The following is a 26875-nucleotide window of genomic DNA, read 5'->3' as shown; positions in this document are numbered from 1 at the left end:
CCCACTCTTTCGAGTGAGGGATAGCTGATAAACATCATTTGTTCAGTAGCGTCTTATTTTCGACGTCCTGGACGTTCTTTGTAACCATAGTAAGCATCTTCGATGATTTCTTGCATATGATCCACCATTGGAAGACGTGGGTTAGCTGGCGAACATTGATCTTCGTAAGCAAGGAAGGCCAATTCACGAGAATGTTTCTTCCATTCTTTTTCATCGATTCCTTGTGCTTTAAAGTTCATTTGGATACCTACGCGCTCACCAAGTTCGTAAACAGCTTTTGCATAAGCTTCTACTGCTTCTTCTGGTGTAGAGCATGGAAGTCCTAACATACGAGCGATGTCTTGATATTTCTCATCTGCACGGTAGTAGTTGTACTTAGGCCATGTTGCTGTCTTGGCTGGACGTGTACCGTTGTAGCGGATAACGTATGGAAGCAAGATCGCATTGGTACGTCCGTGAATCGTGTGGAATTGTGCACCAATCTTGTGGGCCATTGAGTGAGAAATACCGAGGAAGGCATTGGCGAAAGCCATACCTGCGATAGTTGACGCATTGTGCATCTTTTCGCGTGAATGGAAGTCCGCGTTCTTCACTGAGCTTTCCAAGTTTTCAAAGACAAGTTTGATGGCTTGAAGAGCAAGACCATCCGTGTAGTCACTTGCCATTTGAGATACGTAAGCTTCTGTTGCGTGAGTCAAGACGTCCATACCAGTGTCAGCTGCAACAGATCCTGGAACTGTCAATACCAAGGCAGGGTCTACGATGGCAACTGTTGGAGTCAATGAGTAGTCAGCGATTGGGTATTTACGGTTATTTGCTTTATCAGAGATAACAGCAAATGGTGTTACTTCAGATCCTGTACCAGATGTTGTTGGGATCGCGATGAATTTAGTCTTCTTACCAAGCAATGGGAACTTGAAGGCACGTTTACGGATATCCATGAATTTTTGAACCAAGTCACGGAAGTCCACTTCTGGTTGTTCATAGAAGAGCCACATTACTTTGGCCGCATCCATTGGAGATCCACCACCAAGAGCGACGATGGTATCTGGTTTGAAGGCACGCATGATCTCTGTACCACGTTCAACGGTTGTGATATCTGGATCTGGTTCTACGTCTGCAAAGATTTGGTAAACTACCTTGTTGCGACGAAGGTCAAGCTGTTCGATGATGCGATCAAGGAAACCAAGCTCTACCATAGCGTGGTCTGTAACGATCATGACACGTTCAACGTCACGACATTTTTGTAGGTATTCAATTGAATCACGTTCAAAGTATGTTTTTGAAGGAAGTTTCATCCATTGCATGTTATTTCTCCGGCGTCCGACTTTTTTGATATTCAAGAGGTTGATGGCACTAACGTTGTCCCCAACAGAGTTGCGTCCGTAAGAACCACATCCAAGTGTTAAGGATGGCAAGAAGGCATTGTATACATCCCCGATACCACCGAAAGTCGAAGGAGAGTTGCAGATCACACGAATGGCTTTGACTGCTTTACCAAATTCTTTGGTCAATTCTTCGTCTGCTGTATGGATAGCAGCTGAGTGACCAAGACCGTTGAATTCAACCATTTGGCGTGCTTTGTTAATTCCGTCTTCACGGCTTTCAGATTTCAAGACAGCGATGACTGGCGACAATTTTTCACGAGTCAACGGCTCTTTTTCACCAACTTCTTTACATTCTGCAGCAAGGATATTGGTTCCTTCTGGTACAGAGAAGCCAGCTTGTTCAGCGATCCATGCTGCTGGTTTCCCAACGATGTCCGCATTCAATTTCGCACCCGCACAGTTTTTGCTATTGGCTTTGACACCGAAGCAGAACTCTTCAAGAAGGGCTTTTTCTTTTTTGTTAACAAAGTAAGTATGGTAAGATTTGAATTCTTCAACAAACTCATCGTAGATTTCTTTATCGATGATCACCGCTTGTTCAGATGCACAGACCATTCCGTTGTCAAATGACTTAGACATAACGATATCGTGTGCAGCTTGGCGGATATTGGCTGATTTTTCAACATAAGCTGGAACGTTTCCGGCACCTACCCCAAGAGCTGGTTTCCCACATGAGTAGGCCGCTTTCACCATGGCGTTCCCACCTGTTGCAAGGATTGTTGCAACACCTTCGTGGTTCATAAGCGCACTAGTTGCTTCCATAGATGGTTGCGTGATCCATTGCACACAGTTTTCAGGAGCTCCTGCTTTAATTGCTGCATCGCGGACGATTTGTGCCGCATGAGCAGATGATTCTTGAGCAGATGGGTGGAAGGCAAAGACGATAGGGTTCCGTGTCTTCAATGAGATCAAAGCTTTAAAGATTGCTGTTGAAGTTGGGTTGGTTGTAGGAGTGATCCCGCAGACTACTCCGACTGGCTCAGCAATAAGGGTCAAACCAGTGACGTCATCTTCTTGAATGACACCAACTGTCTTAGTGTGGCGCATGTTGTTCACGACGTGCTCACAAGCGAACAAGTTCTTAGTCGCTTTGTCTTCAAAGACCCCACGACCAGTTTCTTCATAAGCATGAAGAGCAAGCTCACCGTGAGCGTCAAGAGCAGCTACAGATGCTTTCGCAACAATGTAGTCCACTTGCTCCTGATCCAATTTGCGCATTTCTTCAAGCGCCACAAGCGCTTTTTGCACCAACTCGTCTACGTGTTTTTCAGCAGCGAGTTTCTTTTCTTCAGGTGAGAGAGATTTTTTATCAGCCATTTGATGCTTTCCTCCAATGTTTGAAACCCTTATCCTTTTCCGGAACTTTTTCTTGTTTTCAGAAACTTTCAAGAATAGTGTAAGAAATTTCGATTTGTTAATTTTTTCACAATATTATTGTACTCTATTTTAGAAAATTTGTAAATAGTTTCACAAAGATTTTTTTAACTTTTTTCCATGATCCCTCCTTCTCCTTCTATACAGGAGTATTTTCAAGAAATAATTGAAGGATTTTTTTGAGAAAGCACTTCAATTTCACAAACAAATATTTTCACGCAATTTTTGTAAGCGTTTTCTTAATCTTACTAAAAAAAGCAATTTTCTTCAAGTGAAAATTGCTTAAATGACTTAGTAAATTTTACGGTTTAACCGGCCCCTGATTGGCTTGATCAACTGCTTCTTTCACGACATTGGCATATAGGTTTCCTCCAACATTGATGGAACCATCTGATTCTAAACCAAAGTGGACACTATCCGTTCCCACCCAAATAGCTGGGTTATCGATAGCAACTTTGTACCAGTCTGCTATATAGACATAGTCATATTTTTTAGCCAACTCCAACTCATACTTTCGAGTCTGAACGGTGACGCTATTGCTATCGTTGGCTTCACGCCCGTCATATGGTGTCACAAAGATTAAGCGATGTCCTTTTGGTAATTCTTGAACAAACTTATCTAACAATTCTTGATAATTATTAGAAGAGTTGGTTCCAAGTGCAATCACCACGTTCTTGAGCAAGACTCTATTGGCAATATCCGTTTCATATACTTTTAAGCCTGAGTCCAGATTGCGGCTCACCAAGGCATCCATTTGGATATCCGGCATAACTTGTTTCAAATAATCTGATGCCCGGAGGTTTACAGAATCTCCGATCATAGTCACTCCATCTGACACATTGTAGGAAGTCGCTGAAGCATTGTCTACTTGGGCACGCGTAATCTGCATCTTGCTGTCGGATTGACGAAGCCCTTCGGTAATCAGGTTTTCATCAAAGGCTCCGACGCGTGGCGCAAAAAGTGCAATCCCAAACATGAGCAAGGTCAACGGAATCGCGCTGTAAAAGAGTGGTTTCGTGAAACTTCTGAGATCCATAGAAATGCCAAAAATCTTTGGTTCACGTCCAGCCAAGGTTGGTTCAATAATATAAAAACTTAAAGCAGCAAGGCTAAAGGATACCAGTGTTGTTAGCAGAGAAGCCCAGCCATTGGTCATTAATTGAGAAAAGATGATGTAAAAGGGCCAGTGGAAGAGATAGACCCCATAACTTGTATCCGCAATAAAGGTAATCACTGCAGGTTCTTTCTGATCTGGCGTCTTTTCATGGAGGACACGAGTCATCACAATCATCACAGATCCAGCAAGAGTCGCTACTAAAAAGCCAAATAAATAGGTCCAAACACTATCAAACGGAAGAATAAAGGTCAAGAGCAACAAGACTAGAAAAGCACCAGCTAAAATCGCTAAGGTCTTCTGTAGAGATAACTTCTTCACTAATTGAGTAAGATTTGGGCTAGTCGTTGTAATCCCTGTCACTGTCGCTAAAGCACTCCCCACAAAGAAAGGAAAGACGTGAGCGATGCTAGAAAAATAGACATTGGACAAATTCTTCGTGACCAGTGCTCCGACAAAGAAGGTCAGGAAGGTCACCAAAAAGAGACCTGTCGAAGAAAGGAAGATATAACCTCTATATTGGCCAACTGATTTAGCTTTTTTACCCAAAAACCAAGCCAAAAGAGCCCAGAGTACGTAGTAATGAACTTCAAGAGCCAAACTCCAGGTATGAATGAAAAGATGAGGGATGAACTGGCTTTCGTAACTTCCGCCACTTAACATCTCATAGAAGTTGGTCACAAAGCCAAAGACGGCCGCAATCTGTGTCCCAATTCCAGCAATAAAGTCTCGTCTGACCAAGAAGGTAAAAGGCATAACCAGCAAGACCATAAAGACTAACGGAGGAACAATCCGGTAGAAGCGTCGTCGCAGGAAGCCTTTGAGGTCAATTTTTTGATGACGGGCAAACTCATCGATCAGAAGAGCCGTGATCAAAAATCCTGAGAAAGTAAAGAAGATATCGACTCCAATAAATCCACCAGGAAAAACTTTTTGAAAGAAATGGTAGAGAAGAACGAGAAGAAGTCCCGTTATCCGTACCAATGAAAACCATTTAATTCGCATTTTGATAAATTCCTTGTTTAAACGTTCCTTTATAAACGACATTTTGTTCTGTCGTCAAGGTTCCCTGGCCTTCTGGTTGGCCATTGACAAATTCACCTTCATATTTCCAACCAGCCTTGGCTGTAAAGGTTCCATGACCACTAAAGGTTCCATTGACAAAATTGCCCTTGTAGGTATCTCCGTTTTCAAAGGTCACCGTCCCTTGGCCATTCATCTTACCACGGACGATACTTCCGTCGTAGCGAATAGCTCCTTTATCGAGGGTCAAAACACCTCCGAAAGGAACAGAGGAAAGAAAAACCCACAAAGCAGACAGAACAATTATCCCCAAGGACAATCGTTCAATATTCTCTCTCGTAACATAAATCTTATAGGTCTCATATAGTTCTTTTATTTTTTCCATATTTTGTTCATTCTGTTTCTATTCAACCGGTTACTCATTTAAGGAGCAAGTCCAAAACTAATCTTCTAATCGTTCCAACCATTCTTGACAACCAGCTAGGACGCGGCGATAGGTCTCTTCGAAATCTCCTGTGTACCAAGGGTCTGGGACACTTTCTCCTGCAAAGAGATGAATCTTGTGCTCTGTTCCAGGCGGTGCCATTCGTTTGAGGTCGGACACATTATTCTCATCCATTCCTAAGATCAGATCAAAGGTATGAAAATCTTGGTCACTGATTTGAAGGGATGTTTTAGACGCATCATAGGGTACGCCATGGCTACGAAAAATCTTTTGAGTCCCTTGGTGAATAGGGTTCCCGTGCTCCCAGTTAGAAGTAGCACGGCTTTCAATCTCATACTGGTTGGTCAAGTCCTTCATGACAAACTCCGCCATGGGGCTTCGACAAATATTTCCTAAACACACAAATACGATTTTTTTCATGACAGCACCTCCTTTCTATTATAACAGAATGTAAGAAAAATATAATCTGCTAAAATTATAATTTTGAGGCAAGACGAAAAAAGCCTGTCCACCATTGAGGTGGGCTGACTTTCTTTTTTTATTCAGGCAGGATGATCTGAAGGGCTGGCCATTTCCGTTTCCAATCTTTCTTCCGCATGCGTTCCGTATAAACTGCCAAACGCTCTGGACTAGCTAAAAAATGTGGAGTCGGCTGAACGACGAAGTCTTCGATATCCCTTGTCCCATAGGGGAGAAAGAGCTCCAACTGACCATCTTTCCTTAGGCGAACCGCAAGAGCCGTACACTGCTCGGGGTATTTAGAAACCGCATCACAGGCACTGCGATAAGGGGCCGTCCCCGGGCTATGCTGGTGCATGTAGACTTGATTCTTCACTTCCCAAGCGTACTGGGGATAGACCTTCTTTAATTCCTGCTCAATCTGTTGCGTCTCCTCATAGCTGATCGCAGGGTCATAAAAGACCAGATCCAGATCCGTTGTCGCATCAAACCCAAGTCTTCCAGAAAGCTGGTTCCAGATGAAATTTCGTACCGCACCCGCTGCTAACCAAGCATCTGCCAAATCTAGATCTCGAATAATGGCCAAGACCGCCATCATCTCTGGATCCGCTTGAATTTGTTCTACTATCGTTTCTTCCGTCAGCATCTTCTGCTAGTCTCCATTGTAGGGATAGCCTAGGTGTTCATAGGCCTTGCGGGTTGCCACGCGCCCTGTCCGGGTCCGCATGATAAAGCCTTTCTGAATCAAGTAAGGCTCATACATATCTTCTACAGTCTCCCGCTCTTCAGCAATATTGACCGATAGGGTCCCAAGGCCAACTGGGCCTCCTCCGTACATCTCTATCATGGTGCGCAGGATCTTTTGATCGACATAATCCAATCCTTCATGGTCCACATCTAGCATGGAGAGGGCTTTATCAGTAATGGTGTCGTCAATCAGGCCATCGCCCATGATTTGAGCAAAATCGCGCACCCGTTTGAGCAAGCGGTTGGCAATCCGAGGGGTCCCGCGACTACGAAGAGAAAGCTCTTCAGCAGCCTCATGGGTAATCTCCATCTCAAAGATCTCGGCGGTCCGCTCGACAATCTCTGTCAGATCATCCTGCTCGTAGTATTCCATATGGCCCGTAATCCCAAAGCGAGCGCGCAAGGGATTGGACAGCATACCCGCTCGGGTCGTCGCCCCAATCAAGGTGAAAGGAGGGAGGTCCAGATGAACACTCCGACTGGTCTCGCCAGCACCAATCATGATATCGATGTAAAAATCCTCCATGGCACTGTAAAGCACTTCTTCGACTGACATAGGCAGACGGTGGATCTCATCGATAAAGAGAACATCACCCGGCTCTAGGTCATTGAGGATGGCTACCAAGTCACCAGCCTTTTCAATGACAGGACCGGAAGTCTGCTTGAGATTAACACCCAGCTCATTGGCAATGACAAAGGCCATCGTAGTCTTCCCCAGTCCCGGAGGGCCAAAAAGAAGGACATGATCTAGCGCTTCATCCCGAAGTTTAGCCGCTTCAATAAAGATTTTCAGCTGGTCCTTGACCTTATCCTGGCCGATATATTCATGTAAATATTGCGGGCGCAGCGTCCGTTCAACAGCTTCTTCATCGCCCATGATTTCATTGTCTAAAATTCTACTCATACAGTCTATTATAGCAAAAAATAATACCTTCGGTACCACCAATAGAACGTGTTTTTTAAGAATCGTAGTTCTCACTAGCGCTCGAACTGCGTCAATATAGCTAAGTTCGCCTGAGTCCCATGTCAGGTTTGGTTCAATGAAATAGTAAGGAACGTAGTTTTCCCTCTTAAAATAACTTGTTTCTTTTTAAGGAAAGTAGTTCTCACTGCCGTTCGAACTGCATCAACGTACCTAAACTCGCTGATACTTGCTAAAAAATAAGGAACGTAGTTTTCGCTTCGCTCAAACTACATCAATGTACCTAAGCTCACTAACGTTCGCTAAGGTACATAGAAAAAAGCCACCGGTTTTGGTGGCTCTTATAGGGAGATTATTATGAAAAAGTTTTATCATTCAAAGTTAGGAGGTCTTTGATGATGGTATTAGTATACGACGGGAAGCTTAAAGTTTCCTTATAGTTATTTTTGAAAAATATTTTCTAAAAAAGAGGGGGCCTTCAGCAAGAATTTTACATCCTTGTTTGGAGCCTCCCCTTTTCTCATTATTTTTTAGCGATGGCATGGTAGCTGGTCTTGCTGGTAAAGACTTGACCTGCTCTCAAGATGACCTTTTCAGCTTGGTCACTATGAATGGCATCTGGCACTGTTTGAAATTCGAGGGCCAGGCCATTGTGCTGAACCATTGGTTTGCCTTGAAGATGAACGGTTTCATCTACAAAATTGGCTGAATACACCACCAAGGCTGGGGCTTCTGACTTGAAGGTCAAAAAGCGCCCAGACGGCTGATGGTAGAAGAAACCTGCATTTTCATGCCCTTCTGGCAAAGCGAAGGGATGGTCTAATCCTTCTACCAGGCGGATTTGCGGATCAGAATCCTTGAAGAGATCCTCTAATAGCATGGCTTGGTAGAGATGCTGAACAATTGGACTTTCTCTATCCACAGTGTGAAGAGGAACGCCATCTGGATGAATGGGGTAAAGTCCCTGATGATTGATCTGGAAGACATGGTCATTAACCGGCTGGGTGAAGTTGCCTGATAGGTTGAAATAGCTGTGGTTGGTCGGATTGACCAGGGTGTCCTGGTCCGTTTCCACCCGGTAGCTGATTTCCAACTCCCCTGCTTCGGTCAAACCATAGGTCACCCAGATCTTGAGATTTCCAGGGAAACCACCGGTGCCATCTGCACGTTCTGTGTACAGAGTGATTTCTTGGTCCGTCACCGACTCCACGCTAAACAAGGCGCTGTCCCAGCCAGTCGGTCCACTATGGTTGCAGTTGGTTCCATTATTGGCTTCCAAGTGGTAGGTTTGCCCATTGAGGTCAAAGCTGGCACCTGCGATCCGACCAGCGACTGGACCAATGCTGGCTCCATACTTAGGGCTATTCCCAACATAGGCATCAAAATTATCGAAGCCCAATACAATATTAGCAAATTGGTCATGCTTGTCTGGTGTTACATACTCTAAAATAGTAGCTCCATAAGTCATGACAGACAATTGATAACCCAGGTCATTTTCGAGGCGATACGCTTCTACATCTTGACCGTCCAATTGACCAAATAGATATTTTTGATAGTGTTTCACAAGTTGTCTCCTCCAAGATCATTCATTCTAGTGAAAGGGGTGAATCACCACTCCTTGTACAACACGGTTGACCGTTCCTGTCGGTGATGGCGTATCTGGGCGATTTTGAACCTTAAGCGAAGTCAAGAGAGAAATCAATTGACCGTAGATAATGTATGGGAAGGCACGGTAGATATCCAGCGACTCTGCTGATGCTTCTACCAACACTTCTCGTACATGCTCAATTCCAGCAGCTTGGTCGGTCAAGAGAACAACCTGACGGGCAATCTGATCTCCGGCCACTTCTCCAACCAAATCCAAATCGTACTGGCGTGTATAAGGATCAATGGATCCAAAAACCAAGACCAGGGTCTGGTCATTGATGAGGGATTTCGGTCCATGACGGAAGCCGACAGGGCTCTCATACATGGTCGCGATTTTACCAGCTGTTAACTCTAAAATCTTGAGCTGGGCTTCATGAGCTAGCCCGAAGAAAGGTCCTGCTCCTAGATAGATGACGCGTTCGAAGTCTAAATCTACAACTTCCTTGACCTCGCGATCTTTCTCCAAGACCTGCTCTGACAGATAAATCAATTCTTCCACTCGTTTTTCCTTGATTTCTTCCTCACTTGGGTCAAAGACCAAGAGGGCTGTCAAAAGCATAGAAGTAAAGCTGGAGGTCATGGCGAAGCCGGCATCGTTGGTTTCTTTTGGTTGGAGAAGCAAGAGATTGCGCTCATCTCCGTGGGCCTGCTGGGCCAGCTTTCCTTCTTCCGCACAGGTAATGGTGATCTGATAGAGTTCATCGACCAAGTCTTGAGCCAACTCAACTGTCGCGACACTTTCAGGTGAGTTGCCACTTCGTGCAAAGGAAACTAAGACCGTCGGCACTTCTTTTTTGAGGTAGGTTTGTGGATGTGCCACGATATCAGTCGTCGCAATGGATTGGAAATTCCAATGGCGTTCATCGTGCACTTCCTGCAAATAGGGAACCAAGGTGTCCCCCACATAGGCCGAGGTCCCTGCCCCTGTCAGGATGACTTTGATGTAGCCATGACGCTTCCCAATGGTCTCTAAAAACTCTTGGATTTCTTTTGCTTTCTCTTGATAGAGACGATAGGTTTCTTTCCAAACTTCCGGTTGCTGGTAAATTTCGCGAGTCGTAATTTCAGCCCCCAGTTCAAGCAGTTCTTCTTTTGTATAATCTAGCATGCTTCTCCTCTTTTCTACCCGCCTTATAAGCGGTAAGAGGCCGAGACAATTGTCCCAGCCCCATTCCGAATGTTCAAGCGGTTTTCGCTATCGTATCTTACTCATCCTCGTCGTCATCAAAGTTGGATAAAAGATCATTAACCTTCACGATGCTTTCTTGTGCACGCGCTGGATAGTCTTCTTCTCCTCCGACCAGGCTGTTATTAATAAATTCAATTACCATTGGCAAGTTCATCCCTGCATAGAGGTCAATCGCACGTCCTTCAAGAATCAGGCGACTAACTGTATTACAAGGAGTGCCTCCCAAAAGATCCGCAAAGACGATGTAGTCCTCAAAGTCTGCAACACTGGCTTCAAACTTGGCTGTAAACTCCTCAGGACCTTCCTCTGGCAAGAGGGCCACGGCATGAATGTTTTCTTGTGGTCCCATAATCATTTCTGTACTAGCTTTGAGCTCTTCACAGAAGCGACCATGACTGACCAATACTAGGTGTTTTGCCATACCTTACTCCATTATGCCATTCCAAAGAAGAAGTGGCCAAATGCTGAGAATGCGATTGCTGCAAGGATGATGAGCAAGATAGCTTTTGTAGAGTTCATACCCTTACGTCCAAGCAACCAGTAGATCACACCTGTGATGATAGCTGGTACCAAGCGTGGGAAGATCAAATTAAGCATGTCTTGGATATCGATGGCTTTTTTCCCGATGTGTGGAGCCCAAGAAACTTCAACACCAATCATGCTAGCAATCAAGGCACCAACCATGAAGATACCCAGAACGGCAGCTGCATCGATCAAAGCTGTCAAGGTACTTTGCATGTTGTTGATGAGGTTAACCCCTTCTTTATAGGCAAATTCCAATTGTTTCCAACGGAAAATGTCATAAGCAACTGCCACAGCAATCCACAAGAAGATACCGGCTGGGTTTCCTGCAACAGCCAAAGTTGCTGCGATTGAACCCATAATCGCTGGTACCAATGATCCAAAGATTGAGTCCCCAAGAGGAGCGAATGGTCCCATGAGACCTGTCTTGATACCATTGACCGCATCTTTTGATTTGACACCATCTTTTTCTTCCAAAGCAAGGTCAAAACCAGTGATAATGGTGTGGAAGAATGGTGAAGTATTGAAGAATTGCGTATGCAATTTCATCATTTCTTTTAGTTCAGGTGTGCCGTCTCCATACATTTTACGCAACTGAGGTAAAATCATATAAAGGTAACCAGAAGCCTGCATCCGTTCATAGTTCCAACCTAATTGGAAAGTAAACAGACTACGTTTGTTAATTTGATTAAAATCCTCTTTAGTGAGTTTGTAATTCTTAGAATTCGTCATCTTCAATTTCCCCGCTTTCTGATTCAGTTACTGGAGCAGCTACGACTGTACGTTGACTGTTTTTGAAGTGTTGTACTGCAAGGAAGATACCGATAATGGCAATACCAATCATAGATACAGATTTGAAGTTGTTTGTGAAGGCAACCATTTGTTCTTGTGGAAGTTTTGCAAAAGCATCTGTTCCAAGCATTGCTGAAACGGCATTACCAACACTTTGAACATTGCTATAAAGCACTGTCAACATTGCTGTTAAGCCAAAGCCAAGTGCTAAGTAGTGAAGGTTACGACGAACAGGAAGGTAACGAAGCAAGATCGCAAATCCAAGACCTGGAAGCATTTGACCTGCAAGTTTCAGACCATTTGCCAACCATTGTACATTAGCAAGACCTGTAACAACAGTTTCTACGAAAGTTCCACCAAAAGCAAGCGCGAAGTAAACTGGGAGAGCTCGAGAAAGAGCCCATGGAATCGCCCCAAGGAGATAGTTACGTTCGATGCCTTTGTAATCAAAGCGTTCAATCGCAGCATCTACACGGTGAGCGAAGTAAGTTGTAGTCATACGACCAAGAATATCAAAGTATGTCAACAAAGTTGCTACCGGTACAGCGATTGTAGCAATAGCAAGCTCTGGATCAATCCCTTGTGCTACTGAGAAGGCAGTCGCAAGAACGGCACCAGAAGTGGCGTCGATACGAGAAGCTCCACCGAAAGTACCAACACCGAGCACTGTCAATTGAAGAGAAGCTCCGATTAAGAGACCTGTCTTTAAATCTCCCATGACAAGTCCTGTAATGAAACCAGCAAAGACTGGTGATCCTGCTGATGAAACAATCGTCAACTCATCACAGATTTGATAAGCTGAGTACAAAGTAAGTAGTAAAATTTGCCACCATTGTATCATGACAATTTCCTCCTAAAATTTTTCTTTTTTATTTATAAACTATTTGAGCAACTTCAAGAAGTCTTCAATTGGATCATTTGGAACCATTTGAGCAGTTAGCTTAACTCCTTTTTCAGCTAGCTTGTGGAAAGCTTCCACATCGGCATCCACCACGTTGATCGAACGAGTAACGGGACGAGTCTCGTCTGATTGAGACATATTCCCCACATTTAAGGTTTCAAGTGGCACACCTGCTTCTACCAAACCGAGGAAACGATCTGGTTTGCGAGCTACGATGAAGAGACGTTGGCTGTCATATTTTCCAGCCAAGATATTTTCTGCAGCCTTTGCTACTGGCAAGATACTGAGCTTGACACCAGGTGGTGTCGCTAGTTTCAAACCACTTTTTTCGATATCATTTTGAGCGACTTCATCATCGATCACCATGATACGTGAAATATTCAGTTTGGTAGTCCAAAGATTGGCTACCTGCCCGTGGATCAAACGTCCATCGATACGGCATCCTACAATAGTCATAAGTTTTCCCCCTTTACTTCTTTGAATGTAGGTTGTGAAACAAGTTTTAAGGTCTCCTTCCAAGTGCCCTCTGTCTCAAAGACGAGGATCTCATTTTCCCCATCTTTGAGAAAACCATGAGGGATGTAGAGGGAGAGTGTTGGACCGACTTCCCAGAAACGACCGATATGGTGGCCATTTACAAGGACGATCCCTTTTCCAAATCCAGTCATATCAAGGAAGGTATCCTCAACCTGATCTAGATGAAAAGCAAATTGATAAAAAGCTGGTTGACCTTCTTGCCATTCTTTCGAAAAATCCAAGCGATCCAGCTGGCTAAAATCAAGCGCATATTGTTTCCAATCAAGCTTGAAATGTAGATCGATGCAAACTCCTGTACGGATTCCTTTTCGCTGCGTATCCGCTAGGAGCTTGTGTCCATAATTGACTCGTCCCATATTTTCGATCAAGAGTTTTAAGCTTGTAATCGTTTTCTTTTTTCCGTTTAAAAAAAGATCTTGACCGATTTCTTCTTGGTATTGAGTGGCAATCAATTGATCATTGGCATAAACCTGTACCCGGTCACGCGCATCGATGATACGCAAGCGCTCTTCTTCCGCATCCATTTCAACATCTGTCTCATAGAGCAGATAGCCTAAGGGATGGTCGATTTCTTCCATGGTCTGTGGATAAAGACTTTCTGTGACCTGAGCAATCTCATTTAAATTACCAAATAAACTAGTCTTGTTGGTTACCTTTAGTCTATGCTCTGGCAAAGTCGACTTCACAAGCGGATCCATCTGTGGATACTCTGGATAGTAGGTCGCCATCATCTTTTTGACTGCATGGTACTTAGGAGTCGGATTGCCCTGCTCATCTAAGAGAGCATCATAGTCATAAGATGTTACCTGTGGCAAATCCACGGTCCCTCGTGCTGAGCAACCGTTCATAAATCCAAAGTTGGTCCCACCATGGAACATATAGAGATTGATAGAGCCTTCTTGTAAGACTTCATGGACTGCTTCTGCCAACTCTTCTGGATCTCGCTTGATGATAGGTTCTTTCCACCGATTGAACCAGCCATCCCAAAATTCCATACACATGAGTGGCCACTCTTTGTCATGCTCAGCAAAGAACTCTTTCATCTGAGAGAAGTTGTAATTCGCACGCGAACCAAAATTACCGGTTACAAAGAGTCCATCCTCAATCAAGGTCCCTGCTCGAAGGGTCGCCCTCCAAGGTCCATCAGAGGTGAAGAGTGGACAAGTAATATCCCGCTCAATCATTAGATCTCTGATCGCCCGAAGGTAGGCCTTGTCTTCGCCATAAGAGCCATATTCGTTCTCAACCTGCATCATGAGGATATTGCCCCCACGATCCAATTGGTACTTGGCCACACGTGGCAGGAGCTCGTCGTAATAGCGAGCCACTTCCTTGAGAAAGGCCGGATCCGATGAGCGAATCCGAAGGTCTTCTTCGATTAACCAGGCTGGCAAGCCCCCAAATTCCCACTCCGAACAGATAAACGGTGACGGACGGAGAATCACATACAGATCCAACTCTTGAGCCACTTGGATAAAGTGCTCCAGGTCCAAATTCCCTTCAAAGTGAAAGTGGCCTCTTTGTGGCTCATGAGCATTCCATGGAACATAGGTTTCAACAGTATTAAAACCTAGAGCTTTTAGGTTATATAAGGAATGATACCAATCCTCACGATCGATCCGAAAATAATGAATTGCACCAGATAAAATCTTAAAAGGTTGATCATTTAAATAAAAATCTTCACGGATTTCAAATGCCCCCATACTGAGAACCTCCTTCTAAGAAACCCTTTTCATTTATCAATATAATATATTAATAAAAAAATGTCAACCACTTTTGAAAAAATATGTTAAAATAATATTAACAAGGGATATCGAAAGAAGAGGTGAAGCACATGGCAATCCCAAAATACCAACACATCAAAGATGATTTGAAGCAACAAATTATCTCAGGTAAATTCGAAAATGGAGATAAATTTTACACAGAAGCCGAGCTGATTAAGATTTATAATGTTAGCTCGATTACTGTTGTTCGTGCTTTGAACGATTTGGCTAGCGATGGATACATCGTCCGCCAACAAGGGAAAGGAACGTTTGTTTCGCGCGCTAGAAAACACAAACTGGTTGAGTTTTCAGACGTTGAAACCTTCCCTATCCAAAAAGCGACCGTAAAAGTTCTCTCTATTAAGCGTGGCAATGCGCTGAATATCCTGGATAAACTGGGGCTCGCTCCGACTCAATTCTATTATAAGATTGATCGGACTCGTCATATTGGTGAAGATACCTATATCTACCACCAGACCTATGTCCCAGAGCAATATATTAACCCAAATTATCCGAGCTTAGATTACTATAGTTCGATTTATGATCGCTTTAAAGAAGATTATCATATCCATATGAATGATGAACACTTTGAAGAAATCAATGATATTGTATTCCCAACACCAAGCAAAATCGCTTCTGTGTTGAATATCGATGAAAACTTCCCAACTGTCCGTCAAGTGAAGACGACAAAATTGGAAGCGACCGGTCAAATTCTCGAATATAGCGAAACCTATAAACGCGGCGACTACTATAAAATCAAATTTATCTCTTGTGATCGTGATCATTGATCATTCAAAGTCTGGGGTCTGGCCTCAGACTTTTATGATACAAATTATAGCACGAAAAAATAGTTCCTAAAACATGTAAAACGAATAATCTATAATTAGTGATAGACTTCCTATAAATAGTTTAATAAGTCAAAATTTATTATGATAAATTCAGGATCTAGAGCGCCTGATATAGGCAAAGAAAAGAGAGTGGGACAGAAATCGGTCATTCGTTAGAATTCGATTTCGTCGTCCCACCCCCGCACAGTTGAGTAGGGATCTAACAGCTGATGAAATCAGCCTAGTAGAGCCCACTCAACCACTGCGTCTTGCTCGATAATCCAAAGACGAAAAGAGGCTAGGACTTTTGTCCCAGCCTCTTTTCGTCTATTTTTCAAATTCCCGTTTTTAGTTGCGGTTAGTCGCCCAAACCGATGCGTTCAAAAATCTCATCCACCCGTTTGGTGTAGTAAGTTGGGTTGAAGATTTCGTCGATTTCTTCTTGAGTGAGGCGAGAAGTTACCTCTGGATCGGCTTCAAGAAGCGGTTTGAAGTCTACTTGGTTATCCCAAGAGTAGGCTGTTTTTGGTTGCACCAAGTCATAGGCTTGCTCACGCGTCATCCCCTTTTCAATCAAGGTCAACATGGCACGTTGACTGAAGATGAGACCGAAAGTCGAGTTCATATTGCGGATCATGTTTTCAGGGAAAACAGTCAAGTTCTTAACGATGTTTCCAAAACGGTTAAGCATGTAGTCGATCAAGATGGTTGTGTCTGGTGCGATGATACGCTCTGCTGATGAGTGAGAGATATCGCGTTCGTGCCAAAGGGCTACGTTTTCATAGGCTGTCACCATGTGACCACGGATGACACGCGCCAGACCAGTCATGTTTTCAGAGCCGATCGGGTTGCGTTTGTGAGGCATTGCTGAAGACCCTTTTTGACCTTTGGCAAAGAACTCTTCCACTTCGCGTTGTTCTGATTTTTGAAGACCGCGGATCTCTGTTGCCATACGCTCGATAGATGTTGCAATGCTCGCAAGAACTGCAAAGTACTCAGCGTGAAGGTCACGAGGAAGGACCTGTGTAGAGATTTCTTGAGCACGGATACCCAATTTATCACAGACGTATTTTTCAACGAATGGTGGGATGTTGGCAAAGTTACCAACCGCACCAGAAATCTTACCAGCTTCCACACCAGCAGCCGCATGCTCGAAACGCTCGATATTACGCTTCATTTCGCTGTACCAAGTCGCTAATTTAAGACCAAAAGTTGTAGGCTCAGCGTGCACACCGTGGGTACGACCCATCATGATGGTGAACTTGTGCTCCTTCGCTTTGTCAGCGATGATGTTAAGGAAGTTTTCAAGATCCTTGCGGATGATATCGTTGGCTTGTTTGTAGAGGTAACCATAGGCAGTATCCACCACGTCGGTAGAAGTCAAACCATAGTGCACCCACTTGCGCTCTTCACCAAGCGTCTCAGAAACCGCACGTGTGAAAGCAACCACATCGTGACGAGTCTCCTGCTCGATCTCCAAAATACGGTCGATGTCAAAGTCCGCCTTCTCACGAATCAAGGCCACATCTTCCTTAGGGATTTCCCCCAACTCAGCCCATGCCTCGTCAGCTAAGATTTCTACCTCCAGCCAAGCACGGTATTTATTTTCTTCAGTCCAAATGTTCGCCATTTCGGGGCGGCTATATCTATCAATCATGTTGTTAATTTTTCCTTTCTTTTGATGTTTCACTTAAGTGAGGCGGACGTCAGCAGCTTCCTTCGGAATCTCATGACTGAATCTTGAGCCTAGAGTCTCAAGATTTCCGTCGCTTCCGCTTTCCCCACGGCGTGAAACATCCGTTTAACGACTAAAAGTCGTTTTGCAATAACTGTTTATCTTCAATAGCTTTGGTTTGTCTATATTCAAACGCTTCAGCATTCTCATTTAATTCTACAGTCAACTCTTCGTGTTTATCCAAAAGTTCTTTTATTTTTTCAAATGGAACTTTGAAATATTCTTTTCGTCCATTTACCTTATTTACTTTATAGTTAGCAAGTTGATTATGTAGCTCTGTTTCTAAAGCAAAGGCTTCTTCACTAAAAATCAAAGCATGGACATCAAATTGAAAAGGTACAGAAGCACTGCTTAATTCTCTGATGCGTTCCAATGGCTCTAAACGACGAGTAACTCCAACTTTATAAACATCTTCACCGAAAGAACCTATGTTAGATATCACATACACATATCCTGCTGTTGCATGACCTTCTCGGTAATCAATGTCTTCTTCAATTTCATCTAATTCAGATAGTTTATTCTGATATTCAGTCAATTGGCGTCTGAGTTCACCTACTTCATCATTTTTTGCTTCTTTTAGTAACTCTGTTACCTTGGCAACCATATTTTTAAAGTGATCTCTATCTTTTTCTAATTGCTTTCGTTTCGCTTTAATCTCGGCTTGAAGTTTTTTATCTTCTCGTTCCTTTTCTCTTTGTTCACGAAGCAACTCTTTTTCTTCTTGCTTTTGAAGCTCGTACTCAACAGCTACTTGAAATTCAAGCAATTTCAGTTGTAAATATTCTGGAGTGATCTCCACACCATTACTAGCATAAATTTTATTCAGCTGATCAAACGATCGTATAAGCGCGGTCTTCTTGTTTTCAACATTAGCAGGCGTTGCTTTTACTAGTAAGGCATCTGCTTCTCCATTAAAACCTCGAATTGCCACCTTTTTTAATTTATTTTGAATTGCACGACCCTTTTTTTCACTATTGTTAAAAGTGTATGTCCAAATAATCTTTGCGGCCTTATCATTTTTAACAAGTTCTTTTTCCTGAAGTCTAATATTTTCTAAAGCTTCTTTGTATTGAAGTGAATCAGTGAATTTATATTGCCGATTAAAAAAGCCAAATTCTTGTAAGCTTAAGTCATCATTTGCTAGAGAAATTTCATAGTTTAAACGATCAAGTTCACTCCGTTTATTCACTAATTCTTCGTTCAAAGAATATATTTCCTTAGCAGTTTGTATTTGAAACTTTAATTCATCTAAACTCTTTTTCTTTAATTCGATTTCTTGGTTTAATCTTTGAATTTTATTTTCCAGAACTTCATCTTTAGGCTTCCCAAAACTAAATATCCCCATATACTAAGTTCTCCTACTCAAATTCTTCTTTCCCAATCCACACTGATGGATAGTGATCTAGTGTATTCAAATCCGTATCCATCGGCAAATCATAAATAGCTAAATAGTTTTCAGGAAATTGTGCAACTAATTCTTCATACTTAGCTTTCACCTTTTCGTGATCGCTACTAGCATACAAGACTTCGACGACTGCCCCCGTCTTCTCTTTTTCAACAAATGCGTTGACAATAAGTTGAATCATAAGAATTAATCAAGTCCGTAGCCCGTATTCAGTTTTGGTGAATACGTGAGCTCTTGTTCCTTTCTATATTTTTAGTTTATTTTGAGCATTTAAACAACTACTGAACATTTTAATTTATTTTCTTAAAACCAAATACCTTTGCCAAAATTGAATCAATATCCCAAGAGATACTTAAATCCATAATAATTTCACCATCAATGACTTTAGATTTTTGAATAATATCATCATTGAAATCTAACCACAGATTATGATTTGATTTTGTTATATTCGATGCAAAGTCTTTGAAATTTTCAAATTGATGTTCATCTGCAAATATAAATCTAACAGTTTTATCATCAAGATAACAATATGACATAGCCCATTGGTTTATAATCTCTTGACAAATCGATTCAATCTTCTCATATTGAATTCTTTCAAATTCAGTATCTTTTTTAAACAAAGACAACTCTGTCTCATTGTCTGAATATGTCAATGTTCTATCCCAATTTATCACAATATTATCTTCTAATTCACTCTGTTCAATACCCAACTCTAACAAAAACGTCCTTAGCCAAAGTATAGGTGCATTTTCTATGTGATAGAACAGATTTTCAAACATCCATTTTTCATCTTCAATTTGTGTTAGAATCTCTTCAGCATGATAATCTAAACATGCTGAAAAATATTTTTTTATTTGTCCATAGAGCTCATTTCCTGAAACCATATATGTGTTGAGAACCCTCTCTAATCTATCATAAAGACCTTGATGCTCTCTTTCGTCAAGAAATGAAAGAGATGGGCCACTTTCATATTTAGCTTCATAGATGAATTTTTCACGACAAATATCTAAAATTTTATAACCTGCAGCTAATTTTTTTAAGTAAGGCGAGACACTAAATCCAATATTTTTATGGTAATTCAACTCATATTGTTTAGCGATATCATCTAGCTTAAATTTAGTCGCAAAATAAACATCTTTACTAGCTTGACTTAAAATATTCTCTAAGTCCTCAGGAGATAAATCTTCTGGAAATCCGTCCTCTAAATCCAAACTAAGGTAATCTAAGTCTTCAGACAGAGTTTTTCTAGCTTCTTTCAATAAACTTAAAACACAATTAATACTTATTCTTTTTTCAACATCCTGCCTTAACATCTTTTTGACTATATTATCAAGTTCAAATAAAAATGGATGCTCATCACTTATTAACCGAGGATTGTCACCGTGAGCGACTCTCTTAGTAAAGCACTCATTAATAATTAATCCAAATGAATAAATGTCTGCTGCTGGAGTCACATTTTGAGCATTACCTTTAATATATTGTTCAGGAGCCAGATATACTCTGTTATTTAACAAATCATTTTTCTTAGTTAGATTAGAATCCTTGAAATGTGCAATACCAAAATCCGTTAAAACTAAATGTCCGTCGTCTGCAATCAATACGTTTTCTGGCTTTAAATCCCTGTGTATAATACCTTTGCTATGAATGTACTTTAAAGCTTCTCCAAGTTCAATAATAATGTTAAAAATCTGCTCATAATCTAATAATTGAGGAATGATCTTTTTTAAATCATTTTCATAAAATGGCATGATACTATACTGAATTTCTTCACCATCAATCAATAACTCTCCATAATCAGGTTTTATAACATTGGGATGATCTAATTCTTGAACACTTTTAATTTCCTGTTTATATCTTTTAATTCTATCCGTTCTTAAATCTTTAATAACTTTGATAGCAAAAAGATTTTGTTCTTTTTCCGCCTGATATACAATGCCTTCGCCACCTTCTTTTGAATCTTTACCACTAAGAGTATAGCCAAGTTTCAAAAATTCTTTTTGTAATTTTTTTAATTTCACCATTTTCTCAAATTCTTCTTTCCCAATCCACACAGATGGGTAGTGATCTAGTGTATTCAAATCCGTATCCATCGGCAAATCATAAATAGCTAAATAGTTTTCAGGAAATTGAGTAGCTAGTTTACCAAACCTAGCTTTTGCTTTCTCGTAATTGCTACTAGCATACAAGACTTCGACAACTGCCTCAGTCTTCTCTTTTTATAAAGATATATTGACGGTAATTTGCTTCGTAATAATTGTTCAATTTATTGGCCAATCTTTACTTTTGATAATTGCTAACTCTGCAATCTCTTTACTCTTTATAAATTTACCATTTTACAAACCTATCTTCATCTCTATCCCATTCCCACCGATAATAATCTAATAGGGCACTTTCATCAGGATCGTCATAATCTAAGCCAATCGAACCACTATCGATTAACTCTATATCTACAACTTTTGCTTCTTGAATTATCAAATTAAAATCATCAGAGCAATCATTTATCAAAATGTCTTTTACATTATTTACCTGACTAGGAGAAAAATCAATTGCAACTTGAATATGAATATCTTCTACAGTAAAATCACCATTTACGCTTCGATAAACTTCATCCTCTAATCCAGCAGAAACATCGAAAACTCCCCCTAAATTAACGCTAACAATAAGTTCTACAGAAAGCCCACCGTCCTCTCCTTCATCAGAGGAATCAATTTCTACTGAAATTATTTCCGTGTCTAGGACCTCTACATTATAATCATACGGAACGTATCCTTTTGTTATATCTGAATCCCAAATGATATCATTATCTGAAATGATCAATCTCTCATTTTTCCAAACAAATTCCAAAACCTGATCTGAAACGATTGACTCTATTTCCGCTATATTTTGGAATAAATAATTGCGCAAAGATTCTTGATTATTATAACTCTCTAAAAAACTTATAAATAGATCAAAAGGAATAAATTCTATCCGCTTACCAGTTAATTCAACAAATTCTTCAATCAATTCCTTTCTAGGTTCATAAGATATCAAATCATACATTTTTTTTGGCATTTCCCACCAATCCTCTTTTAAATCAGAAGTTATAAAAAGTGCATTTTTTTCTTTACTCAAAACATCTTTTATTATCTCTGCCCAAATAAAGTAATCACCTAGATATCTTATAAGCTCTTCCGGTTTCTTCTGCCCTTGACTTTTTTTTAAAGCTTCTTTTTTTAAACCATGGTATTTGTCCTTCATATCCATATAACCAGGAGGAAAATGATGCTTAGCTCTAGTGTACCCCTCATTCATCAATTTTATTTGCTCCACTCTAGATATTACCGGAAGCAAGTTACCCGGTAACATTAGAAAATCTTCCATTAGTTCTGAAACTTTATCTATTTTTTTCTCATCTTCAGATATTTCTAATTGTCTAAAAAAAATATTAAGATCTGATAACTTTTTAATCGAATCATTCTGCAATGTCTCAAATGTACCTAAATCAGGTGAATCACTATTTGAAAGAAGCTCAGAAATTTGATTCAAACTCTGATTTACGCTATCAAAAACATTTTTCTGAAAATTCTTTATATTTTTAATTAATTCATTTTTTAAATGAGATTTGGCACTTGATACATTTCTATTATATTCTTTTTGTACCGTCGAAGGAATTCGGATATCATTGTTAACATTTTGAATATTAACATCAAAATAATCAACCAAATCTTGTCGTTTTCGATACAAAGAGAGCAACGCACTAGTATCGAAATAAAAGTTGAAATCTTTATCTATTATGTCTTCTTTAAACTCATAGTATTCCATACGATTCTCTCCTAAAATTCAACCACACTATTCGGCACATCACTAAACAAAGTCACATGTCCCATTTTGCGGTTGTGCTTCGCTTCTAGTTTACCATATAAGTGAAGGTGCGCGCTTGGATTTTCTGTGACATAACGCTCAGCTGCTTCGACGTGTTGGCCGAGTACGTTGAGCATGACAGCAGGTGCATGAAGTTTGATGGCTGGAAGTGGTGCTCCGAGGACACCCAAGATATGCGTGTCAAATTGCGAAAAGTCGCAGGCTTCGATTGAGTAGTGGCCTGAATTGTGTGGACGTGGCGCGATTTCGTTGACAATGATGTCATCAGCTGTCGCAAACATTTCCACACAAAGGGTACCAGAGAGGTTCAGTTGTTCAGCGATTCGCACAGCCATGGCTTTAGCTTTCTCAGCTAAACTTTCTGAAATGCGAGCAGGCACAATGGTCTTTGAAAGAATGTTGTTGCGATGAATATTTTCCTGAACTGGGAAAACTGTCACGTCCTTGCCATTTCCTGACACGATAACAGAAATTTCAAGGTCGAAGTTAACAAATTCTTCCAAAACGCAGTCTGCTGAATCAGCTAGTGCATAGGCTTCTTCCAAATCGGTTTCGGAACGAATAACCTTTTGTCCATGGCCATCGTAGCCGCCGGTCGCAGTCTTAAGGACATAGTTTTTCGACAGGTCGATATCTGCCAAATCTTGCCTAGAAGTCACAACCTTGTAAGGAGCCACCGTCACTTGAGCTTTGTTTGAGAGAAAGTCCTTTTCAAAGATGCGATTTTGAGAAATGCGAAGCAAGTCTGTTCCTTGTGGGAGTTGTCCTTCTTTGATAACAGCGTCAAGGCCATCAGCATCGACATTTTCAAACTCATAAGTCAGAATATCGCACCGATCCGCCAACTGACGCAGAGCATCCACATCGTTATAAGGCGCCACGATGATTTCCGCCACACGAGAGGCTGGACAATCCGCCACTGGGTCCAATGCGATAACCTTATGGCCCATATAGATAGCAGAAATGGCCATCATCTGACCAAGCTGACCCCCACCGATAATTCCGATTGTTTTAGATGAGCTCATTTGTCGACTCCTCTGCGATTTTTCCTTGTTCTTCTGCGAAATCTGCCAAAGCTGTCGCAATAGCCTGGTCCTCTACTGATAGGAGACGGAGGGCAAAGAGGGCAGCGTTAGTCGCACCTGCTTCACCAATCGCCATTGTCGCAACAGGCACACCACCTGGCATCTGAACGATAGAATAAAGTGAATCCACACCGCTAAGAGCACGAGATTTGACAGGCACACCAATGACTGGAAGGGTAGTTTTAGCTGCTACCATCCCTGGCAGGTGCGCTGCGCCACCCGCACCAGCAATGATGACCTTGATTCCACGACTCCGTGCTTCTTCCGCATGTTTGAACATGAGGTCAGGTGTCCGATGAGCAGAAACAACTTTCTTTTCGTAAGCGACACCGAAGTTATCGAGGACTTCTGCTGTTTTTTGCATGGTTGCCCAGTCGGATTTTGAGCCCATGATGATGGAAATTACTGGTTTCATTTCTTCTCCTTTTTTAATAATCGTCTATTGTAGTGCGGACGTAAGCGACCGCCTATGGCGTTCCATTACTAAAACTGGAGCCTGAGTCTCCAGTTTTCCGCTCCTAGTAGCAGAGCTACTAGGAGTTCCACTACTGCGACGATTATCCTATACTAGCTCGCTAACGCTCGCAAATCAAACGACCATTATCTTCGTTTAGCTCGCTTTCGCTCGCCACAATAAATTTAGTAGCTGTTAATCTTTTATTGCCTTGCTACCGATATCTGTACGGTAGAACAACCCATCTGTGTTTTGGTTGTTGAGTTGGCTGTAGATGATATTTTGACCGTCTTTGACGGTTTCTGCTGTGGTGACCAGCATGTAGACACGGCCTCCGTTTGAAAGAAGGTCTTGTCCATTTTCAGCTAATTTAGCACCTGCATAGTAGGTGATGATGTCTCCCTCTGTCTTGGCTGGAAGCTTGACACCCTTCTCATAAGCCAGTGGGTACCCGTTTGATGCCACAACCACACCAAGTGTCACACCCTTGTCCGTCCAAGTGATAGCTGGCTCTTTGCCATATAAAATATCCGTGATATTTTGCGCAAAATCAGATGTCAATCGAGGCAAGATGATTTGCGTCTCAGGATCGCCAAAGCGAGCGTTAAACTCGATGACTTTGGGTCCATCAGCTGTCAAGATAAGACCAGCGTAAAGGACACCAAGATAGGGGCGACCTTCTTTAATCATGCCTTCAAGAACTGGCTTGACAATGGTGTCAACCGCTGTGTCAACCACGCTCTGTGGCAAGTGAGGAACTGGCGCGTAAGCCCCCATCCCCCCAGTGTTAGGACCCTTGTCTCCATCGTAGGCACGTTTGTGGTCCTGAGCTGTTGGCATGATGTAGAACTTGTCCCCATTGACAAAGGCAAAGAGAGAGAATTCTTCCCCGTCAAGGAATTCCTCGATGACCACACGCGCACCTGAATCACCGAATTTATTGTCCAAAAGCATCTCGTGAGCGGCTTCGACGGCTTGCTCGACTGTCTCCGCAACGACAACACCTTTCCCAAGAGCCAATCCATCTGCCTTAACGACGATTGGAGCGCCTTTCTCTTCGATGTAGGCCTTAGCCCCCTCGAAATCTGAAAATGTGCCATAAGCTGCTGTTGGAACGCCGTATTTGACCATGATTTCCTTAGCAAAATCCTTAGACCACTCTAGCTCTGCTGCTAATCTTGTTGGACCAAAAGCCTTGAGACCAGCTGCATTGAACTCATCCACAATCCCAGCAGCAAGGGCATCATCTGGCCCGATAAAGGACCAAGCAATATCGTTGGCTTTTACAAACTCAATTAATTTAGAATGTTCGGAAATTCCGATATTGATCAAGTCCAGACCATCTAATCGCATCCCGTCATTACCAGGAGCCACAAAAACCTGCTCAACGTCTTTAGACTCCAACAACTTCTTGGCAATCGCATGTTCACGACCACCAGAACCAACAACCAAAAGTTTCATCTCGAACCTCTTTTGCGAATTATTTTATTAAATTATATCATAATCGTTCGTTTTATTCTAATATTTCAAGGAATGTACGATGATTTTCATTAGAAAACAAACTTTTTCCATTATTTTTTAAATTTCTACTCCTTTTTACGAATATTATAATTGAGACCTCTACTATTTTTTAAAAAAGGAGTTTTATGCAGGGAATGAAGAAACTACTCTTGGCAGCTTGCCTTTTCTGGGCAGGGGCTTCACAAGTTGCAAGAGCAGATCAAAACGTCAATTACATCTACAAGGAAAAGGGACAATTAGTTGTCCATCTTGGGACCATTCCAAATCGCTTCCAAAGCGTTAGCGTCCCCATTTGGTCCGAGCAAAACGGCCAGGACGATCTCATTTGGTATCCTGTTCGACGAGGAGAAAATGGCTTTGATTTGCACGTACCTCTGACCAATCATTTGGATCAAGCAGGACTTTACCATATCCATGTCTACGGCATCAATTCTAACGGTAACATTGAAGGGCTGTTTCCACTACAGACAATCGTTGAGAAAAAAGACCTCGCATCTTCCCAACCCAAAATCTCAGTCCGACCTAGCACTACAGAGCTATTTGAGATCCAACTCCAGCTCTTTGAAGATGTGGAGGAAGTTCTCTTTCCCATCTGGTCTGAACAAGATGGCCAAGACGACTTGATCTGGTATCCCGCAAAAAGAACGGCACCTGGTCGCTACCAATTGTCCTTCAATGCCGAAAAACATAAAGGTAAAGGAACCTTTCATCTCCATGTCTACCAGAAAGACAAGGGACACTTAAAAGGCCTACTTGCCACAGCATTTCAGGTCGAACAGGCTAAAGTTGATCCACTGGTCACCCAGCCGGACAATTACTATCCCGTTGGCGAATGTACCTGGGCAGCAAAAGAGCTGGCTCCTTGGTCACAAAACTGGTGGGGAAACGGTGGCATGTGGGCTGCTAGCGCTCGCGTTGCAGGCTTCCGGACAGGACATACCCCTGAGGTTGGCGCGATCGCCTGCTGGGATAATGGAGGCTATGGCCATGTTGCAGTCGTGACAGAGGTTGAACATGATCAAAAAATCCAAGTGAAGGAAGCCAATTACAATGGAAATCGGACCATCAACAATTTCCGTGGCTGGTTTGACCCAACGAATGTTGTCTGGGGAACAGTCAGCTATATCTATCCAAATTAAAGGTATTTCTATCAAGCAGAAAAGG

General features: G+C 42.0%; 23 protein-coding genes and 1 pseudogene. 2 read left to right on the top strand and 22 right to left on the bottom strand.

Annotation, left to right across the window (positions count from 1 at the left end; translation table 11 throughout):
- Positions 1-53: 53 nt before the first annotated feature.
- The 13 genes from adhE to D8785_RS08220 all read right to left on the bottom strand — a co-directional run bounded on the left by adhE (position 54) and on the right by D8785_RS08220 (position 14763).
- Positions 54-2705 (bottom strand): bifunctional acetaldehyde-CoA/alcohol dehydrogenase, encoded by a 2652-nt coding sequence (gene adhE / locus D8785_RS08285; RefSeq protein ID WP_123159736.1) that lies wholly within the window; start codon positions 2703-2705, stop codon positions 54-56.
- Between the two features lie 358 nt (positions 2706-3063).
- The gene (locus tag D8785_RS08280; RefSeq protein WP_125375114.1) at positions 3064-4881 is read right to left on the bottom strand and encodes an acyltransferase family protein; all 1818 of its coding nucleotides are present in this window, start codon (positions 4879-4881) and stop codon (positions 3064-3066) included.
- Positions 4871-5284, bottom strand: a complete 414-nt coding sequence (locus D8785_RS08275) for an MORN repeat-containing protein (RefSeq protein WP_125375113.1) — start codon at positions 5282-5284, stop codon at positions 4871-4873. The genes D8785_RS08280 and D8785_RS08275 overlap by 11 nt, the downstream gene beginning before the upstream one ends.
- Positions 5285-5341: 57 nt before the next feature.
- Entirely contained in the window at positions 5342-5764 is a 423-nt protein-coding gene (locus D8785_RS08270; RefSeq protein ID WP_023024900.1) for a low molecular weight protein-tyrosine-phosphatase, read from the bottom strand.
- A 118-nt stretch (positions 5765-5882) separates the two neighbouring features.
- On the bottom strand, positions 5883-6449 hold the full coding sequence (locus tag D8785_RS08265) for a nucleotidyltransferase family protein (protein ID WP_125375112.1): 567 nt from the start codon (positions 6447-6449) through the stop codon (positions 5883-5885).
- Between the two features lie 6 nt (positions 6450-6455).
- Positions 6456-7454 carry a Holliday junction branch migration DNA helicase RuvB gene (gene ruvB, locus D8785_RS08260; protein WP_045760104.1) on the bottom strand — a complete coding sequence of 333 codons (999 nt, stop codon included), beginning with the start codon at positions 7452-7454 and terminating at the stop codon, positions 6456-6458.
- 541 nt (positions 7455-7995) lie between these two features.
- Positions 7996-9036: an aldose epimerase family protein gene (locus tag D8785_RS08250; protein WP_125375111.1), complete on the bottom strand. Its 1041-nt coding sequence runs from the start codon at positions 9034-9036 to the stop codon at positions 7996-7998.
- A gap of 27 nt (positions 9037-9063) precedes the next feature.
- On the bottom strand, positions 9064-10227 hold the full coding sequence (locus tag D8785_RS08245) for an SIS domain-containing protein (protein ID WP_125375110.1): 1164 nt from the start codon (positions 10225-10227) through the stop codon (positions 9064-9066).
- A 97-nt stretch (positions 10228-10324) separates the two neighbouring features.
- Positions 10325-10729, bottom strand: a complete 405-nt coding sequence (locus tag D8785_RS08240) for a PTS sugar transporter subunit IIA (protein WP_125375109.1) — start codon at positions 10727-10729, stop codon at positions 10325-10327.
- A gap of 11 nt (positions 10730-10740) precedes the next feature.
- A complete protein-coding gene (locus D8785_RS08235; protein ID WP_125375108.1) occupies positions 10741-11562 on the bottom strand; it encodes a PTS system mannose/fructose/sorbose family transporter subunit IID in 822 nt (273 codons plus the stop codon).
- Entirely contained in the window at positions 11549-12463 is a 915-nt protein-coding gene (locus D8785_RS08230; protein ID WP_125375107.1) for a PTS mannose/fructose/sorbose/N-acetylgalactosamine transporter subunit IIC, read from the bottom strand. The genes D8785_RS08235 and D8785_RS08230 overlap by 14 nt, the downstream gene beginning before the upstream one ends.
- Positions 12464-12502: 39 nt before the next feature.
- A complete protein-coding gene (locus tag D8785_RS08225; protein ID WP_125375106.1) occupies positions 12503-12979 on the bottom strand; it encodes a PTS sugar transporter subunit IIB in 477 nt (158 codons plus the stop codon).
- Complete coding sequence (locus D8785_RS08220; protein WP_123160885.1) at positions 12976-14763, bottom strand: glycoside hydrolase family 35 protein; 1788 nt, start codon at positions 14761-14763, stop codon at positions 12976-12978. Before D8785_RS08220 ends, D8785_RS08225 begins: the two co-directional genes overlap by 4 nt.
- A 131-nt stretch (positions 14764-14894) precedes the next feature.
- Here D8785_RS08220 and D8785_RS08215 point away from each other — a divergent pair, with 131 nt between their 5' ends.
- Complete coding sequence (locus D8785_RS08215; RefSeq protein ID WP_006595289.1) at positions 14895-15611, top strand: GntR family transcriptional regulator; 717 nt, start codon at positions 14895-14897, stop codon at positions 15609-15611.
- 397 nt (positions 15612-16008) lie between these two features.
- Here D8785_RS08215 and purB read toward each other — a convergent pair whose 3' ends face one another.
- The 9 genes and pseudogenes from purB to purD all read right to left on the bottom strand — a co-directional run bounded on the left by purB (position 16009) and on the right by purD (position 25651).
- Positions 16009-17307 carry an adenylosuccinate lyase gene (purB, locus tag D8785_RS08205; protein WP_125375105.1) on the bottom strand — a complete coding sequence of 433 codons (1299 nt, stop codon included), beginning with the start codon at positions 17305-17307 and terminating at the stop codon, positions 16009-16011.
- 151 nt (positions 17308-17458) lie between these two features.
- Positions 17459-18730, bottom strand: a complete 1272-nt coding sequence (locus D8785_RS08200; RefSeq protein WP_125375104.1) for an SNIPE associated domain-containing protein — start codon at positions 18728-18730, stop codon at positions 17459-17461.
- A 13-nt stretch (positions 18731-18743) separates the two neighbouring features.
- The gene (locus D8785_RS08195) at positions 18744-18971 is read right to left on the bottom strand and encodes a phosphoribosylaminoimidazole carboxylase (protein WP_125375103.1); all 228 of its coding nucleotides are present in this window, start codon (positions 18969-18971) and stop codon (positions 18744-18746) included.
- A gap of 109 nt (positions 18972-19080) precedes the next feature.
- Positions 19081-20811, bottom strand: a complete 1731-nt coding sequence (locus tag D8785_RS08190) for a serine/threonine-protein kinase (protein WP_260469882.1) — start codon at positions 20809-20811, stop codon at positions 19081-19083.
- 3 nt (positions 20812-20814) lie between these two features.
- Positions 20815-21006: pseudogene (locus tag D8785_RS09895) on the bottom strand (phosphoribosylaminoimidazole carboxylase); the annotation flags it as partial.
- 109 nt (positions 21007-21115) lie between these two features.
- On the bottom strand, positions 21116-22591 hold the full coding sequence (locus tag D8785_RS08185; protein WP_125375102.1) for a PIN-like domain-containing protein: 1476 nt from the start codon (positions 22589-22591) through the stop codon (positions 21116-21118).
- 11 nt (positions 22592-22602) lie between these two features.
- Entirely contained in the window at positions 22603-23676 is a 1074-nt protein-coding gene (gene purK / locus D8785_RS08180; RefSeq protein WP_125375101.1) for a 5-(carboxyamino)imidazole ribonucleotide synthase, read from the bottom strand.
- Complete coding sequence (gene purE / locus D8785_RS08175) at positions 23663-24151, bottom strand: 5-(carboxyamino)imidazole ribonucleotide mutase (RefSeq protein ID WP_049496665.1); 489 nt, start codon at positions 24149-24151, stop codon at positions 23663-23665. The genes purK and purE overlap by 14 nt, the downstream gene beginning before the upstream one ends.
- A 234-nt stretch (positions 24152-24385) precedes the next feature.
- Complete coding sequence (gene purD / locus D8785_RS08170) at positions 24386-25651, bottom strand: phosphoribosylamine--glycine ligase (protein WP_125375100.1); 1266 nt, start codon at positions 25649-25651, stop codon at positions 24386-24388.
- Between the two features lie 194 nt (positions 25652-25845).
- Between purD and D8785_RS08165 the strand changes: the two genes are divergently transcribed.
- Positions 25846-26850 (top strand): GBS Bsp-like repeat-containing protein, encoded by a 1005-nt coding sequence (locus tag D8785_RS08165; RefSeq protein ID WP_260469879.1) that lies wholly within the window; start codon positions 25846-25848, stop codon positions 26848-26850.
- Positions 26851-26875 lie beyond the last annotated feature (25 nt).

Origin of the sequence: Streptococcus australis (assembly GCF_003943615.1) — a bacterium.
GTDB classification, from domain to species: domain Bacteria; phylum Bacillota; class Bacilli; order Lactobacillales; family Streptococcaceae; genus Streptococcus; species Streptococcus australis_C.
Note: the sequence above shows the minus strand (reverse complement) of the source record. Positions and strands in the feature narration are given on the sequence as shown.